The organism is Priestia sp. LL-8, assembly GCF_036227845.1.
Classification (GTDB): Bacteria; Bacillota; Bacilli; order Bacillales; family Bacillaceae_H; genus Priestia; species Priestia zanthoxyli.
Genome location: NZ_JAZAQH010000001.1, coordinates 40,001 through 54,639 on the forward strand (window position 1 = coordinate 40,001; position 14,639 = coordinate 54,639).

A 14,639-nucleotide genomic window follows, 5' to 3' on the forward strand; every position below is an offset into this window, starting at 1 on the left:
AAGGGCCATCGCTCAACGGATAAAAGCTACCCCGGGGATAACAGGCTTATCTCCCCCAAGAGTCCACATCGACGGGGAGGTTTGGCACCTCGATGTCGGCTCATCGCATCCTGGGGCTGTAGTCGGTCCCAAGGGTTGGGCTGTTCGCCCATTAAAGCGGTACGCGAGCTGGGTTCAGAACGTCGTGAGACAGTTCGGTCCCTATCCGTCGTGGGCGTAGGAAATTTGAGAGGAGCTGTCCTTAGTACGAGAGGACCGGGATGGACACACCGCTGGTGTACCAGTTGTCTTGCCAAAGGCATCGCTGGGTAGCTATGTGTGGACGGGATAAGTGCTGAAAGCATCTAAGCATGAAGCCCCCCTCAAGATGAGATTTCCCATAGCGCAAGCTAGTAAGATCCCTGAAAGATGATCAGGTTGATAGGTCAGAGGTGGAAGCGTGGCGACATGTGTAGCTGACTGATACTAATCGATCGAGGACTTAACCAAAACTTTAAAAGCGTAAGCTTTACTCAGCAAACTGTTATCTAGTTTTGAGAGAACAATCTCTTGTCTGGTGGCGATAGCGAAGAGGTCACACCCGTTCCCATACCGAACACGGAAGTTAAGCTCTTTAGCGCCAATGGTAGTTGGGACTTTGTCCCTGTGAGAGTAGGACGTTGCCAGGCACCTGAAAAAGGACTAGCTAAAATAGCTAGTCCTTTTTTTATTATTCACAGAGTATAAGCTATCTACATAAAATGGGGTAAATGAACTGCATAAAGAAGTTGCATCTTGTCGATACTTATTTAGTGGAGGTGGAGAGTAATGGAAAAACAAATTAAGACATGTTCCGTTTGTCATGAACAGCATACAAAGGGTATTGAGGTGTTTTCCAGCTTTATATGCCAACACTGCGAGGTAGAGATTGTAGAGGTGGATTCATCTCATTTTCGTTATCAATTGTTAGTAGATCAATTAAAGAGAATATCAGGAGCGTTTTCTTACTAAAAGCCCTTTTTTATAAGGGCTTCTTTATATGGCTCAAAAAAATCATCTAAGTTTGTTATAATGAAAGAAAAATCAATTTTGATAGGAAAAATACTTACATATTCTTTTATCAAGTTAACAATGTTATATTTACAAAAAGTAAGGAATGGATGTATGGATACATATTTACCTTTATATAACCGTTTAGTAAGGCATAGCGAAAAGAGGTCACTCTCTTATCACGTGCCCGGCCATAAAAATGGTCAAATTCTACCTTCACATATTCAGTCTTCTTACGCAGACTTTTTGCAATACGATCTAACAGAAATTAGCGGATTAGATGATTTACATGAAGCAGAATCTGTTATTAAGGAAGCACAAGAGTTAACGGCAAAGTTGTATGGAGTAGATGAAAGCTTTTTTTTAGTTAATGGTTCTACTGTAGGCAATCTCGCCGCGATTTTATCTCTTTGTCAAGAAGGAGATAAAATTGCTGTTCAAAGAGATTCTCATAAATCTATTTTTAATGCTATTGCTTTATCAAAGGCATCACCTATTTTTTTAGCTCCTGAAATAGATTCAAAAACACATCTTAGTACAGGTGTATCCATTAAAACAATTAAAGCGGCTTTAGAGGGTTCTGACGATATAAAAGCATTTGTATTAACCAATCCTACTTACTACGGGGTGGCGCGAGATTTAAAGGAGATCATTGACTTTATTCATAGCTACAATATTCCTATAATTATTGATGAAGCTCATGGAGCCCACTTTATTTTAGGCAATCCTTTTCCGTCGTCAGCTGTGACGTATGGAGCGGATCTTGTTGTTCAGTCAGCACATAAAACGCTGCCAGCTATGACAATGGGTTCTTATTTACATATGCAAGGAACATTAGTAAATAGGCAAGCGGTGCGGCATTACTTACAAGTACTGCAGTCAAGCAGCCCCTCATACCCTATTATGGCTTCTCTCGATTTGGCACGGTATTATCTGCAGCAGTTTACTCAGCATGATATGGATAGAATGACTGACAATATTCATTCCTTTGTTAAAAAGATTAATGAGATTGATACACTTTCAACTATTGATGTAGAAACAGATCAAACTGCTACCGACCTTTTGAAAATGACGTTGACTTGTTCGGCGGCAACAGGATATCATTTGCAAAAGGAACTGGAAAAGCAAGATATTTATACAGAACTAGCTGACGTTAATTATGTATTGTTTGTTCTACCTTTAAGCAGCAGCTGGGATTTTAATGATACAATTAAGCGGGTTAGACAAGCAGTAGAGAATATACAGCGTAAGTCATATGAAAAACCACTAATCAAACCATTTCGTTTTTCAAGAGCAACGGTTCTCCTGCCTATGGAAGAAAGAAAACTAAGATCAAAGCATATGTGTTCGTTTGAAGAAGCGGTTGGGTGTGTAAGCGCACAATCTGTTATTCCATATCCTCCTGGAATTCCTATTTTAATGGAGGGAGAAACGATTACGAGCAATCATATTGACTATATTTTGCATATTCAAAGATTAAATGGTCATATTCAGGGCGGCTCTTGTATGGAAGAAGGAAAGATAGAAGTATTTAAATAGAGAAAGGAATTTATACATGTCAGGAACGTTTATTACATTTGAAGGGCCAGAAGGTGCTGGTAAGACAACGATCATCCATATGGTTCAACAAAAATTAAGACAAGAGGGCTATACTATTGTATTAACAAGAGAGCCTGGAGGCATACGAATTGCTGAACAAATTCGTGAAATTATCTTAAATCCATCTAACACGGAAATGGATGCCAGAACCGAAGCACTTCTTTATGCTGCGGCTAGAAGACAACATCTTGTAGAAAAAGTGATTCCTGAGCTAAATAAAGGGAATATAGTATTATGTGACCGTTTTATTGATAGCTCACTTGCTTATCAAGGAAATGCGCGGGGTATAGGCGTAGAAGATATTTTTGCTATCAATCAATTTGCTATTGAGCAAACGATGCCACAAGCCACTTTATATTTTGACATTGAGCCTGAGGTAGGATTAGAAAGAATTAATAAAGGTCGAAAAGATGAGATTAATCGATTAGATTTAGAATCCTTAGACTTTCATTACAAAGTACGAGATGGATATTTATCTCTTTTGAGTGAATTTCCAGAGCGTATTCGACGAATTGATGCAAATCAATCCGTTGAAAAAGTCTGTGAAGAAGCTTATAAACAAATAAAATTGATTTTAAAATAAATACAGATGATCGTTATTCTTGCTATACTATTCTTAACAAAAAAGTAAAATGAGGTGTTATTCATGAAATTAGTAATGGCCGTTATTCAAGATTCAGATAGCTCAAAGCTTTTAAATGCACTTGTAGAAAGAGGGTTTCGTTCAACCAAATTATCAAGTACGGGCGGATTTTTAAAATCAGGGAATACAACAATTATGATTGGTACAGACGATCATAAAGTAGATGAAGTACTTGATATTATTAAGGGCCAATGTGAAAACCGCAGACAGATGATTTCTCCTGTGGCACCGATGGGCGGTAATGCAGATTCATACATTCCGTATCCTGTTGAAGTTGAAGTGGGCGGAGCTACAGTATTCGTACTACCAGTAGATCAATTTCATCAATTTTAAGAGAGAAGATTTTAAATAGAAAGTGATGATTGAATGGGAAATACATGGGAACAGCTTGAAGCTCTTCAGCCGAACGTGTTAAAGATTTTGCAAAACAGCTTACTTAAAGAGCGAGTTGCTCATGCTTATTTATTTGAAGGAAGCAAAGGAACAGGTAAAAAACAAATTAGTTTTTTGTTTGCTAAAGCACTGTTTTGCCAAAATCCAGTTAATCATAGGCCATGCCATGAGTGCAGTAACTGCCGGCGAATTGATTCAGGTAATCATCCAGATATTCACTTGATTGAGCCAGCTGGTCTATCGATTAAAAAAGAGCAAATTCAATTCTTACAATCAGAATTCACAAAAACCGGTGTTGAATCTAATAAAAAGTTATATATTGTGAATCATGTTGATAAAATGACAGTAAGCGCAGCAAATAGTTTACTAAAATTTTTAGAAGAGCCTGGCAACGGAACTTATGCAATTTTATTAACAGAAAATATACAGCGCTTATTAGATACGATTATCTCACGTTGCCAAGTAATATCATTTCGATCTCTTACACCAGAACAGTTAGCTGAAAAACTAGTAGAAAATGGCCTTTCCGCAGTAGATGCGTCCATCTTGTCTAATTTAACAAACAGCATTGATGAAGCAATTGAATTAAGTAAAGATGAATGGTTTGGACTTGCAATAAAGTTAGTGATACAATTATATGAAGTGTTAACAACGAGACCTCAACAAGCTCTTCTTTTTATTCATGAAAAGTGGGTAACACATTTTAAAGAAAAAGAACAAGCTCATATTGGTTTAACTTTATTGATGCTTCTTTATCGTGATTTGTTGACGCTGCAAGTTGGACAAGAGTCTAAAATCGTCTATCGTCATAAAATAGAAGAATTAAAACAGCAAGCTCTTCAGACAACGCAGGAAAAAGCGATTTATCGCTTAGAGGTTATCTTGAAGGCCAAAAATAAATTAAATTCAAATATGAATCTACAGTTATTAATGGAACAGCTGGTGTTGGATTTGCAGGAGGGATAAAAGCTTGTATGATGTAGTAGGCGTTCGCTTTAAAAAAGCGGGAAAAATATATTATTTTGACCCTGGAGAACTTACAATTCCAGATGGTGAGTTTGTTATTGTAGAAACAGTTCGTGGTGTTGAATTTGGCAGAGTGGTTATTAATAAAAAGCAAGTAAGTGAACACGATGTCGTGCTTCCTTTGAAAAAAGTAATCCGCATTGCTGAACAAAAAGACAGGCTGATTGTGGATGAAAATAAACAAGCTGCTAGAGAAGCGTATGACGTATGCGTGCAAAAAATTCAATCACACGATTTAGATATGAAGTTAGTAGATGTAGAATATACGTTTGATCGTAATAAAGTCATTTTTTATTTTACAGCAGACGGCCGTATTGATTTTAGAGAGTTAGTTAAAGATTTAGCTGCTATTTTCCGTACGCGAATTGAGCTTCGTCAAATCGGTGTACGAGACGAGGCAAAACTGTTGGGCGGGATAGGTCCTTGTGGCCGTATGCTATGTTGCTCAACGTTTTTAGGTGATTTTGAGCCGGTTTCTATTAAGATGGCCAAAGACCAAAACCTATCGCTTAATCCAACGAAAATTTCTGGTTTATGCGGACGTTTGATGTGTTGTTTAAAATATGAAAATGATGAGTATGAAACGGCAAAAGAACAGCTTCCTGATATAGGCTCAACAATTAAAACTTCAGATGGTTCAGGACGTGTAGTGGGTTTGAATATTTTGGAAAGAATTATTCAAGTGGAACTGTCAGATCACGAACAAATTTTAGAGTATACTCTGGATGAGATCAATAATGAAGGTGCTGTTTCGTTTCAAGCCACAGATTAACGAGGTGGGCAAAGGTGGATAAAAAAGAGATTTTTGATTCGGTGACAAACATGGAGGAACAAATTGGTCATTTATATAAGCAGTTAGGTGAGTTGAAAGAGCATCTTGCTGAGCTAATTGAAGAAAATCATCACCTGCAAATAGAAAATGATCATTTGCGCCGTCGCCTTGACCAGACAAACTTCGAAACGAAGCTGAAAAATAGACATTCAAAAGCAAGCGCTCAAACAAAAGAGCAAAAACAAATTGATATCGGAGAAGGATATGACAATTTGGCTCGCCTTTACCAAGAGGGTTTTCATATTTGTAACATTCATTATGGAAGTGTGCGTAAAGATGGAGACTGTTTGTTTTGCTTGTCATTTTTAAATAAAAAGTAACAACACCTCTCCCTTTTGGAGAGGTTCTTTTTATGAGTAAAAGATGTAAATAATAGATGTACAAGGAGAAGAACGACTATGGTTGAGTTATATGGAGATGAACGTTTAGATTATCTATTAGCCGATGAGGAGATGCGCATTATTCAAAGTCCGTCTGTCTTTTCCTTTTCATTGGATGCTGTGCTTTTATCTCACTTTGCTTATGTCCCAATTCGTAAAGGTAACTTGGTTGATTTATGTTCAGGAAACGGTGTAATCCCACTGTTTTTATCTAAACGAACAAGGGGAAAAATCATTGGTGTAGAAATTCAAGAACGGCTACACAGTATGGCGCAAAGAAGTATTGCGTATAATCAGCTCGATGGGCAGATTAAAATGATACATGGTGATTTAAAAAATGCACCTCAAGAACTGGGTTATGGAAAATATGATGTTGTAACATGTAATCCTCCTTATTTCACCACATCCAATAAAGAAGAGATAAATGAAAACGAACATTTTGCAATCGCTCGCCATGAAATTCATTGTTCGTTGGAAGATGTGATTAGAGCCAGCAGCCAACTAGTGAAGCAAGGCGGAAAAGTGGCATTAGTTCACCGTCCAGGAAGACTATTAGATATCGTTACGTTAATGAGGCAGTACCGTTTAGAGCCAAAGAGACTTCAGTTTGTCTATCCTAAAGATGGGAAAGAAGCAAATACACTTTTAATTGAAGGTACGAAGGATGGAAGTCCAGATTTAAAGATTCTTCCTCCGCTGGTGGTCTACCAAGATAATGATGAATACACGGATGAATTAAAAAGGATTTTATATGGAACAAAATAATCATTATTTTTACGTAGTTGAATGCAAGGATTGTACGTATTACGCTGGTTACACGAATAATTTGCAAAAACGCATTTCTGTCCATAATGAAGGGAAAGGGGCAAAATATACGAGAGCAAGAAGGCCTGTTTCATTAATTTGGCATGAGGTGTTTACTTCTAAAACAGAAGCTATGAAAAAAGAGTATTGGTTCAAACAGTTAAGCAGAGTGCAAAAACAGGCTTACATTCGAAGGGAGCAAGAAAAGCAGAATGAAATCACAAAAAAGTTATGATGTATCGAATGAACGAGGCGTTTTATATTTAGTTCCCACTCCTATTGGAAACTTAGAGGATATGACATTTCGTGCGATTCGAATTTTAAAAGAAGTTGATTATATTGCCGCAGAAGATACGAGACAAACGAAAAAACTATGTAACCACTTTGAAATCGATACGCCTATTACAAGTTACCATGAACATAATAAACATACAAAAAGTGAACAGCTGTTAAGCGACTTAGACGGTGAAAAAAATATTGCTTTAGTAAGCGACGCGGGCATGCCTTGTATTTCAGATCCTGGTTATGAGTTAGTGGTAGCTGCCGTTAAAGAAGGATATACGGTTGTTCCGCTGCCGGGGCCCAATGCAGCATTAACAGCTTTAATTGCTTCTGGACTACCTACGGGGCAGTTTTATTTTTATGGATTTTTAAACAGAAATAAAAAACAGCGTAAAGAACAGCTTCAAGAGCTTCAGTATATTAAGGAAAGCATGATATTTTATGAAGCCCCTCATCGGTTAAAAGAAACGCTAAAGAGTATAGAAGAAATCTTAGGGAACCGATCTATTGTGTTATGTAGAGAGTTAACAAAACGCTATGAAGAGTTTTTAAGAGGAAGCGTATTAGAAGCAATTGAATGGACAAATACCACAGATATTAGAGGCGAATTCTGCTTAATTCTTGAAGGGACAAATGAAGAAGCACCAGATGAAAGTAATCTATGGTGGGAACAGCTCACCATTATCGAGCATGTTGATCACTATGTAGAAGAAGGGCTTTCAAACAAAGAAGCTATTAAGCAAGTGGCAAAAGACCGAGATGTGTCAAAGCGAGACATTTACAGTGAATATCACGTACATTAAAAAAAGCTGTCTATCATAGACAGCTTTTCGTTTTATTTAGAAGCTTGTAAAGAATCTTGAAGTTCTTTCATGATTTGTTCTGCACCTTCACGGCTTAGAATTAATTTGCCGCTAGCAAGTTGAATGTTATCATCAGATACTTCACCTGTTACTTGGCAAGTCATGTTTGGTTTGTATTTTTTTAAGATGATGCGCTCTTCATCTACATAGATTTCTAGAGCATCTTTCTCTGCAATTCCTAATGTACGACGTAATTCAATTGGAATTACTACGCGTCCTAATTCATCAACTTTACGAACAATACCTGTAGATTTCATGTTAATCGTTCTCCTCTCAGTAATCATTTTTCTATGTTATTACTTTCGTCATTATTCGACAATTTCAACGTACTTTCATAATACCAGCGTTTCCAAAACTAGTCAATCATTTTATATGTAAAAAAATGTAGCTGGGAAAAATTTTTTTCTCGACTTGTTTATAAGCTAATTGTGACCGTCAGTCAAGGAATGACAAGGGGTTTCATTGGAAAAAAGATTAATCGCCTAAATAGCTTGATATTAACTATTTTGAAGATAGGGTAAATATAATTCGACATAAAACGACAAAATTAGACCTATTTGTCGTTTTTATCGAAGTGACTTTTTGAATGAGGGTATATTTTATATAAAAATAGGGCGAAGCTGATACAATTAACAGGATTATTTTTTGGAAAAATAACGATTATTTAAAAATGAAGTGAATCCGTCATATTCCCTTGTATATAGGAAGAGAATGTTTTGAAATTATCATGTAAAATAGTATGATAGATAGTAGAATAAGAAGACAGGGTTTATATGATTACATCCATATAAATCAAAATGTTGAAATGGAATGTTGGAGGTTATGAACATGGCAGATGGAAATAATACATTTTATATTACTACGCCGATTTATTATCCGAGTGGTAAATTACATATAGGGCATGCATACACGACGGTAGCGGGAGATGCAATGGCTCGTTATAAACGTTTGAGAGGGTTTGACGTACGCTATTTAACAGGTACAGATGAGCATGGTCAAAAAATTCAGCGAAAAGCAGAAGAGAAAAACGTGACACCTCAGCAATACGTAGATGATATTGTATCTGGAATCAAAGAGCTGTGGGATAAGATGGATATTTCATATGACGATTTTATCCGTACAACAGAACCCAGACATAAAGAAATCGTGGAAAAGATTTTCGCGCGCCTTTTAGAACAAGGTGATATTTATCTTGATGAGTATGAAGGTTGGTATTCAGTTCCCGATGAGACGTACTATACAGAGCATCAACTAGTAGATCCAATCGTTGAAAATGGAAAAGTTGTAGGCGGAAAAAGCCCGGATAGCGGACACCCTGTGGAGCTCGTTCGAGAAGAGTCCTATTTCTTTAAAATGGGGAAATATGTAGATCGTTTACTAGCCTTTTATGAAGAAAACCCTTCATTTATTCAACCAGAGTCCCGTAAAAACGAAATGATCAATAATTTTATTAAGCCTGGCCTTGAAGACTTAGCTGTTTCTCGTACGACGTTTGATTGGGGGGTAAAAGTTCCAGGTAACCCAAAACACGTTATTTACGTATGGATTGATGCGCTTTCTAACTATATCACCTCTCTTGGGTATGGTACAGAGAACGATGAAAACTATCGAAAATACTGGCCGGCTAACGTACATTTAGTAGGAAAAGAAATTGTACGTTTCCATACCATTTATTGGCCAATCATGTTGATGGCACTTGATTTGCCACTTCCTAAGAAAGTATTTGCTCACGGCTGGTTATTAATGAAAGACGGAAAGATGTCGAAATCAAAAGGGAATGTAGTAGACCCAGTGACATTGATTGACCGCTACGGGCTAGACGCACTTCGTTACTACTTACTTCGTGAAGTTCCATTCGGTTCAGACGGTGTATTTACACCAGAAGCGTTTGTTGAACGTATTAACTTTGACTTAGCAAATGACCTTGGCAACCTAGTTAATCGTACAGTGGCGATGATTAATAAGTATTTTGATGGTGTTATTCCGACTTATGAAGGCAATGTAACAGAGTTTGATGCACTTATTGTCCAAGCTCAAAAAGATACAGTGAATAAATATGAAGAAGCGATGGAAGATATGGAGTTTTCAGTGGCTCTTGCTTCTATCTGGCAATATGTAAGCCGCACAAATAAATACATTGATGAAACGCAGCCTTGGGCGTTGGCAAAAGATGAGAACAAGCGTGCAGAACTTGCTTCTGTTATGACACATCTAGCTGAATCAATTCGTCACATTGCGGTATTACTACAGCCATTCTTAACACGTACACCTGAGAAAATTTTTGCTCAGATTGGTGTAAAAGAAGATGTATTAAAAACGTGGGAAAGTACGACGCGTTTTAATATGCTTAAAGAAGGCACAAAAGTAGAAAAAGGTGAGCCAATGTTCCCTCGTCTAGATCGAGAAGAAGAGGTAGCGTTTATTAAAGAGCAGATGCAAGGCAGTGCTCCGAAGGAAGAAAAACCTGTTGTGAAGGAAGAACCTTCTGAAGAGATTACGATTGATGATTTCATGAAAGTAGAGCTTCGTGTAGCGCAAGTTACACAAGTAGAACCGGTTAAAAAGGCAGATAAACTATTAAAGCTGCAGCTTGATCTTGGCTATGAAAAACGCCAGGTTGTATCAGGTATTGCCAAGTTTTATAAGCCTGAAGAATTAGTAGGTCGAAAAGTAATTTGTGTAACCAACTTAAAGCCTGTGAAACTGCGCGGCGAACTATCACAAGGAATGATTTTAGCGGGTGAAGATGAGAATGGTCTTTCACTAGCAAGCGTAGATCAAAACTTAGCAAACGGCACGAAGATAAAATAAGTATAGGTAAAAGGGGTGTTTCACGTGTAACATGCGAGGACCCCCTTTTATTCATGGAAAGGATCGATTAGATGTTATTTGATACACATGTTCATTTAAACGCAGAACAGTATGAAGATGATTTGCACGAAGTAATTAATCGTGCGTTAGAAAAAGGTGTTCAAAACATGGTAGTTGTTGGATTCGATGAACCTACCATCAAAAAGGCTATTCAAATAGCTGAAACGTATGACTTTATCTATGCTAGTGTAGGATGGCATCCAGTAGATGCAATTGATATGACGGATGAGCACTTAGCTTGGATTGAAGAGTTAGCTCAGCACCCGAAAGTTGTTGCTTTAGGGGAAATGGGATTAGACTACCATTGGGATAAATCACCTAAAGAGGTTCAAAAGGACGTATTTCGCCGTCAAATTCGCTTAGCACGCAAAGTGAATTTGCCTATCATTATTCATAACCGTGATGCAACGGAAGACGTGGTAACGATTTTAAAAGAAGAGCACGTAGAGGAAGTAGGAGGGATTATGCATTGCTTTACAGGCAGTATTGAAGTAGCAAAGCAGTGTATGGACATGAATATGTATATTTCTTTTGGCGGACCTGTTACCTTTAAAAATGCGAAAAAACCAAAAGAAGTTGCTACAGAACTTCCTTTAGATAAACTATTAATTGAAACAGACTGTCCTTATCTAACTCCTCATCCATTCCGCGGCAAGCGCAATGAACCTGGTTATGTTTCATACGTAGCGGAGCAAATTGCAGAGTTAAAAGGGATAACGTATGAAGAGTTAGCCGATATTACAACAGCTAACGCCAAAAAGCTATTTGGCATTAATGATTAAAACTTTTTCTCATATAACAATCATTTTCGTGTTAAAGTAAAGATAGGCGCAGAGGAGAATGTTATCCTCTGCCTTTTTCAGTTAAAATAACAGATAGATACTTTTTAATTTAGTTGATAATAAGATAAAACGTTGATTTCATAGAAGAAAAATGATGTGAGTAACGAGCATTTCATTTTTACTGAAAAGCAAATGAACAAAACTGAATGTTTTGGAGGAAGAAATGAAGATTAAAGAAATTATCGTAGTAGAAGGTCGGGACGATACTGTAGCGATTAAACGTGCAGTGGATGCGGATACCATCGAGACAAATGGATCAGCTGTAAATGAAGAAACCATTGAGAAAGTAAAATTAGCTCAAAAAACAAGAGGCGTGATTATTTTTACAGATCCAGATTACCCAGGACAGCGAATTCGAAATATTGTTTCAGAACGTGTTCCAGGATGTAAACACGCATTTTTAGATAAAGAAGAGGCTCGTCCTAAAAACGGCAAAGGTATTGGAGTTGAACATGCTTCTATTGCGTCTATTCAAAAAGCACTAAAAGATGTGAAGCAAGAGTGGATAGAAGCAGATATGGAGATTTCTCAAGAGGATTTAATCGTAGCTCGTTTGGTAGGAGATAGTAAAGCTAAGTCTCGACGTGAAAGAATAGGGAAGTTATTAAAAATTGGCTATGCCAACGGAAAGCAGCTGCATAAACGATTACAGATGTTCCAAATTTCAAAAGAGGAGTTTATTAAAGCTGTTGAGCAGATAAATAAGGAGGAAAAGGAATCGTGTTAAAAGATATTGCAACGCCTAATCGAACCAAGGAAATTTTAAAGAAATACGGTTTTACATTTAAAAAGAGTTTGGGACAAAATTTTTTAATTGATACGAACATTTTACATCGTATTGTTGACCATGCGGAAATAACAGAAGAAACGGGAGCTATTGAAATTGGACCTGGTATCGGAGCATTAACTGAACAGCTAGCAAAGCGCGCAAAAAAAGTACTGGCATTTGAAATAGACCAGCGTCTGCTTCCGATTTTAGCCGATACTCTTTCTCCTTATCCAAATGCAAAAGTTATTCATCAAGATGTGTTAAAAGCAGATTTAAAAGGAACTCTCGAACAAGAATTTGAAAACATAGAAGATTTAATGGTCGTTGCGAATTTACCGTATTACGTGACGACACCCATTTTGATGAAATTATTAGAAGAGCAGATTCCAGTACGGGGAATTGTTGTGATGCTTCAAAAAGAAGTTGCTGACCGTATAGCAGCTAAACCGGGAACAAAGGAGTACGGTTCACTTTCTATTGCAATTCAATACTATACAGAGGCTGAGACGGTTATGATTGTGCCTAAAACAGTTTTTAATCCGCAGCCTAATGTAGATTCAGCCGTTATTCGATTGTTGAGAAGACCGAAGCCCGCGGTAGAGGTGCAAGATGAAGCATTCTTCTTCCAAGTTGTACGAGCAAGTTTTGGACAGCGTCGAAAGACAATTTTAAACAATCTAGTGAACAACTTGCCCAATGGGAAACAGAAAAAAGCGGACATTGAGCAAGCACTTTCAACTGCTGAAATTGACCCGAAACGAAGAGGCGAAACGTTGTCTATTCAAGAATTCGGAAAGCTAAGTGATCAACTTTTAAAATCATTTCGCTAAATCATCACATTTTTATCATGAAGTCATAGGCTATGAAGAGAATTTATTTTTGAAGTAGCAAAGACGGAGTGAAGCATATGAACATCAAAATTGGTGATATAGTTACACGACCTTCTTATCAAAGAGATTTGCTTTTTCGTGTTATAGCTATTAATGACAGCGAAGCGGGGAAATATGCGACTTTAATAGGAGAAGACGTTCGGTTGATTGCCGACGCTCCTTGTACAGATTTAGAGGTTGTGGACGCTAAAGAACAGGATCAAAGAAAAAAACAAGAAGAAGAACTTTTAGAAAGATCCTTGGAGCTTATTCAACAGGATTATCGGCTCGTCCGAGAGAAAACTGAATATAGCATGACTAATGGATACAGCCATTCACATCGCTTATTTCAAATTCCTGGAAAGGTCCTGCACGTAGACGGAGACCCTAATTATTTACGTAAATGTTTATTGGTTTATGAAAAAATTGGTGTTCCTGTTTATGGTGTTCATTGCGTAGAGTCAGAGATGCCGGAGAAAGTTGGAAAGTTAATTGAGGATGTAAGGCCTGATATTCTGGTGCTGACAGGGCATGATGCCTATTCAAAAGGAAAAGGAAATAAGGATGATCTTCTTGCTTATAGACATTCTAAGCACTATATTCGAACAGTCCAAGAAGCAAGAAAAAGAGTTGGTAATTTAGATCAGCTGGTGATTTTTGCAGGTGCCTGTCAATCGCATTTTGAATTATTGATTCAAGCTGGAGCAAACTTTGCTAGTTCACCTTCACGTGTAAATATTCATGCGCTTGACCCTGTGTATGTAGTGGCAAAACTAAGTTTTACTCCTTTCACGGATCGTATTAATGTATGGGACGTCTTACGTAATACATTAACGGGTGCTAAAGGTTTAGGAGGAGTAGAAACCAAAGGGCTGCTTCGCACGGGCATGCCTTATGAAAGCGATGAGTAGAAATAAAAACAACTGGTTACAGCATGTACACGCATGATGTGCAACCAGTTGTTTTTTCGTATGAAGCCAAAGTATACGCTTAATTCCACAAAATCATTTTCGATATTTGCTAAAGATATACATATTTCGTTGAAAAACGAGCATAATAACAGCGAAATGTAGATTCATGTTGAAAATTATTTATTGACACAATTAGAGATAGATTGTTATAATTTTATGTTTTTGACTATTTTTCTAACATGTGTTACACTATACATAGTGAGGTGGACCAATATGGCGAAAACTTTGTCTGATATTAAGCAAGCGCTGGATTTGCACCTAGGCCAACGATTAACTTTAAAAGCAAACGGTGGTCGTAGAAAAACAGTAGAACGTTCAGGTGTATTAACAGAAACGTACCCGTCTGTTTTTATCGTTGAATTAGATCAAGAGGAAAACTCTTTGGAGCGCGTTTCGTATAGTTACGCAGATGTGTTAACGGAAACAGTGCAACTAAAATTTTTCTAAGAATGACATAGGCAATATA

At 37.4% G+C, this 14,639-nt stretch carries 17 protein-coding genes and 2 rRNA genes (1 of these 19 cut by a window edge); 18 read left to right on the top strand and 1 reads right to left on the bottom strand.

Annotated features, from left to right (window positions below; translation table 11 throughout):
• The 12 genes from U9R83_RS00225 to rsmI form a co-directional block, all read left to right on the top strand.
• Positions 1 to 489, top strand: a 23S ribosomal RNA gene (locus tag U9R83_RS00225) (it extends 2,447 nt beyond the left edge of the window).
• A gap of 63 nt (positions 490 to 552) precedes the next feature.
• Positions 553 to 668, top strand: a 5S ribosomal RNA gene (gene rrf / locus U9R83_RS00230).
• Positions 669 to 807: 139 nt separating this feature from the next.
• Positions 808 to 990, top strand: coding sequence for a sigma factor G inhibitor Gin (locus U9R83_RS00235; protein ID WP_013054842.1), 183 nt, complete (start codon positions 808 to 810; stop codon positions 988 to 990).
• A gap of 153 nt (positions 991 to 1,143) precedes the next feature.
• Positions 1,144 to 2,568 (top strand): aminotransferase class I/II-fold pyridoxal phosphate-dependent enzyme, encoded by a 1,425-nt coding sequence (locus U9R83_RS00240; protein ID WP_208732810.1) that lies wholly within the window; start codon positions 1,144 to 1,146, stop codon positions 2,566 to 2,568.
• 16 nt (positions 2,569 to 2,584) lie between these two features.
• Complete coding sequence (tmk, locus tag U9R83_RS00245; protein ID WP_115652888.1) at positions 2,585 to 3,211, top strand: dTMP kinase; 627 nt, start codon at positions 2,585 to 2,587, stop codon at positions 3,209 to 3,211.
• Between the two features lie 63 nt (positions 3,212 to 3,274).
• A complete protein-coding gene (locus U9R83_RS00250; RefSeq protein WP_013054845.1) occupies positions 3,275 to 3,604 on the top strand; it encodes a cyclic-di-AMP receptor in 330 nt (109 codons plus the stop codon).
• Positions 3,605 to 3,637: 33 nt separating this feature from the next.
• Positions 3,638 to 4,630, top strand: coding sequence for a DNA polymerase III subunit delta' (gene holB, locus U9R83_RS00255; protein WP_013054846.1), 993 nt, complete (start codon positions 3,638 to 3,640; stop codon positions 4,628 to 4,630).
• Positions 4,631 to 4,634: 4 nt separating this feature from the next.
• The gene (locus U9R83_RS00260) at positions 4,635 to 5,462 is read left to right on the top strand and encodes a PSP1 domain-containing protein (protein ID WP_013054847.1); all 828 of its coding nucleotides are present in this window, start codon (positions 4,635 to 4,637) and stop codon (positions 5,460 to 5,462) included.
• A gap of 14 nt (positions 5,463 to 5,476) precedes the next feature.
• Positions 5,477 to 5,842 (top strand): DNA replication initiation control protein YabA, encoded by a 366-nt coding sequence (gene yabA, locus U9R83_RS00265; protein ID WP_013054848.1) that lies wholly within the window; start codon positions 5,477 to 5,479, stop codon positions 5,840 to 5,842.
• A 78-nt stretch (positions 5,843 to 5,920) separates the two neighbouring features.
• Positions 5,921 to 6,667, top strand: a complete 747-nt coding sequence (locus tag U9R83_RS00270) for a tRNA1(Val) (adenine(37)-N6)-methyltransferase (RefSeq protein ID WP_014462069.1) — start codon at positions 5,921 to 5,923, stop codon at positions 6,665 to 6,667.
• Positions 6,654 to 6,941, top strand: coding sequence for a GIY-YIG nuclease family protein (locus tag U9R83_RS00275; RefSeq protein WP_014462068.1), 288 nt, complete (start codon positions 6,654 to 6,656; stop codon positions 6,939 to 6,941). Before U9R83_RS00270 ends, U9R83_RS00275 begins: the two co-directional genes overlap by 14 nt.
• A complete protein-coding gene (rsmI, locus tag U9R83_RS00280) occupies positions 6,919 to 7,791 on the top strand; it encodes a 16S rRNA (cytidine(1402)-2'-O)-methyltransferase (protein ID WP_116741795.1) in 873 nt (290 codons plus the stop codon). Before U9R83_RS00275 ends, rsmI begins: the two co-directional genes overlap by 23 nt.
• Positions 7,792 to 7,823: 32 nt before the next feature.
• Here rsmI and U9R83_RS00285 read toward each other — a convergent pair whose 3' ends face one another.
• Positions 7,824 to 8,114, bottom strand: a complete 291-nt coding sequence (locus U9R83_RS00285) for an AbrB/MazE/SpoVT family DNA-binding domain-containing protein (protein ID WP_170836841.1) — start codon at positions 8,112 to 8,114, stop codon at positions 7,824 to 7,826.
• 565 nt (positions 8,115 to 8,679) lie between these two features.
• Between U9R83_RS00285 and metG the strand changes: the two genes are divergently transcribed.
• The 6 genes from metG (at position 8,680) to veg (ending at position 14,620) form a co-directional block, all read left to right on the top strand.
• Entirely contained in the window at positions 8,680 to 10,662 is a 1,983-nt protein-coding gene (gene metG / locus U9R83_RS00290; protein WP_014462067.1) for a methionine--tRNA ligase, read from the top strand.
• A 71-nt stretch (positions 10,663 to 10,733) separates the two neighbouring features.
• The gene (locus U9R83_RS00295; RefSeq protein WP_014462066.1) at positions 10,734 to 11,504 is read left to right on the top strand and encodes a TatD family hydrolase; all 771 of its coding nucleotides are present in this window, start codon (positions 10,734 to 10,736) and stop codon (positions 11,502 to 11,504) included.
• A 223-nt stretch (positions 11,505 to 11,727) separates the two neighbouring features.
• Positions 11,728 to 12,291 carry a ribonuclease M5 gene (gene rnmV, locus U9R83_RS00300; RefSeq protein WP_014462065.1) on the top strand — a complete coding sequence of 188 codons (564 nt, stop codon included), beginning with the start codon at positions 11,728 to 11,730 and terminating at the stop codon, positions 12,289 to 12,291.
• Positions 12,285 to 13,163 (top strand): 16S rRNA (adenine(1518)-N(6)/adenine(1519)-N(6))-dimethyltransferase RsmA, encoded by an 879-nt coding sequence (gene rsmA / locus U9R83_RS00305; protein WP_028410352.1) that lies wholly within the window; start codon positions 12,285 to 12,287, stop codon positions 13,161 to 13,163. Before rnmV ends, rsmA begins: the two co-directional genes overlap by 7 nt.
• Positions 13,164 to 13,240: 77 nt before the next feature.
• A complete protein-coding gene (gene yabG / locus U9R83_RS00310; RefSeq protein WP_028412638.1) occupies positions 13,241 to 14,113 on the top strand; it encodes a sporulation peptidase YabG in 873 nt (290 codons plus the stop codon).
• A gap of 273 nt (positions 14,114 to 14,386) precedes the next feature.
• Positions 14,387 to 14,620, top strand: coding sequence for a biofilm formation stimulator Veg (veg, locus tag U9R83_RS00315; RefSeq protein WP_013054859.1), 234 nt, complete (start codon positions 14,387 to 14,389; stop codon positions 14,618 to 14,620).
• The last annotated feature ends 19 nt before the right edge of the window (positions 14,621 to 14,639 follow it).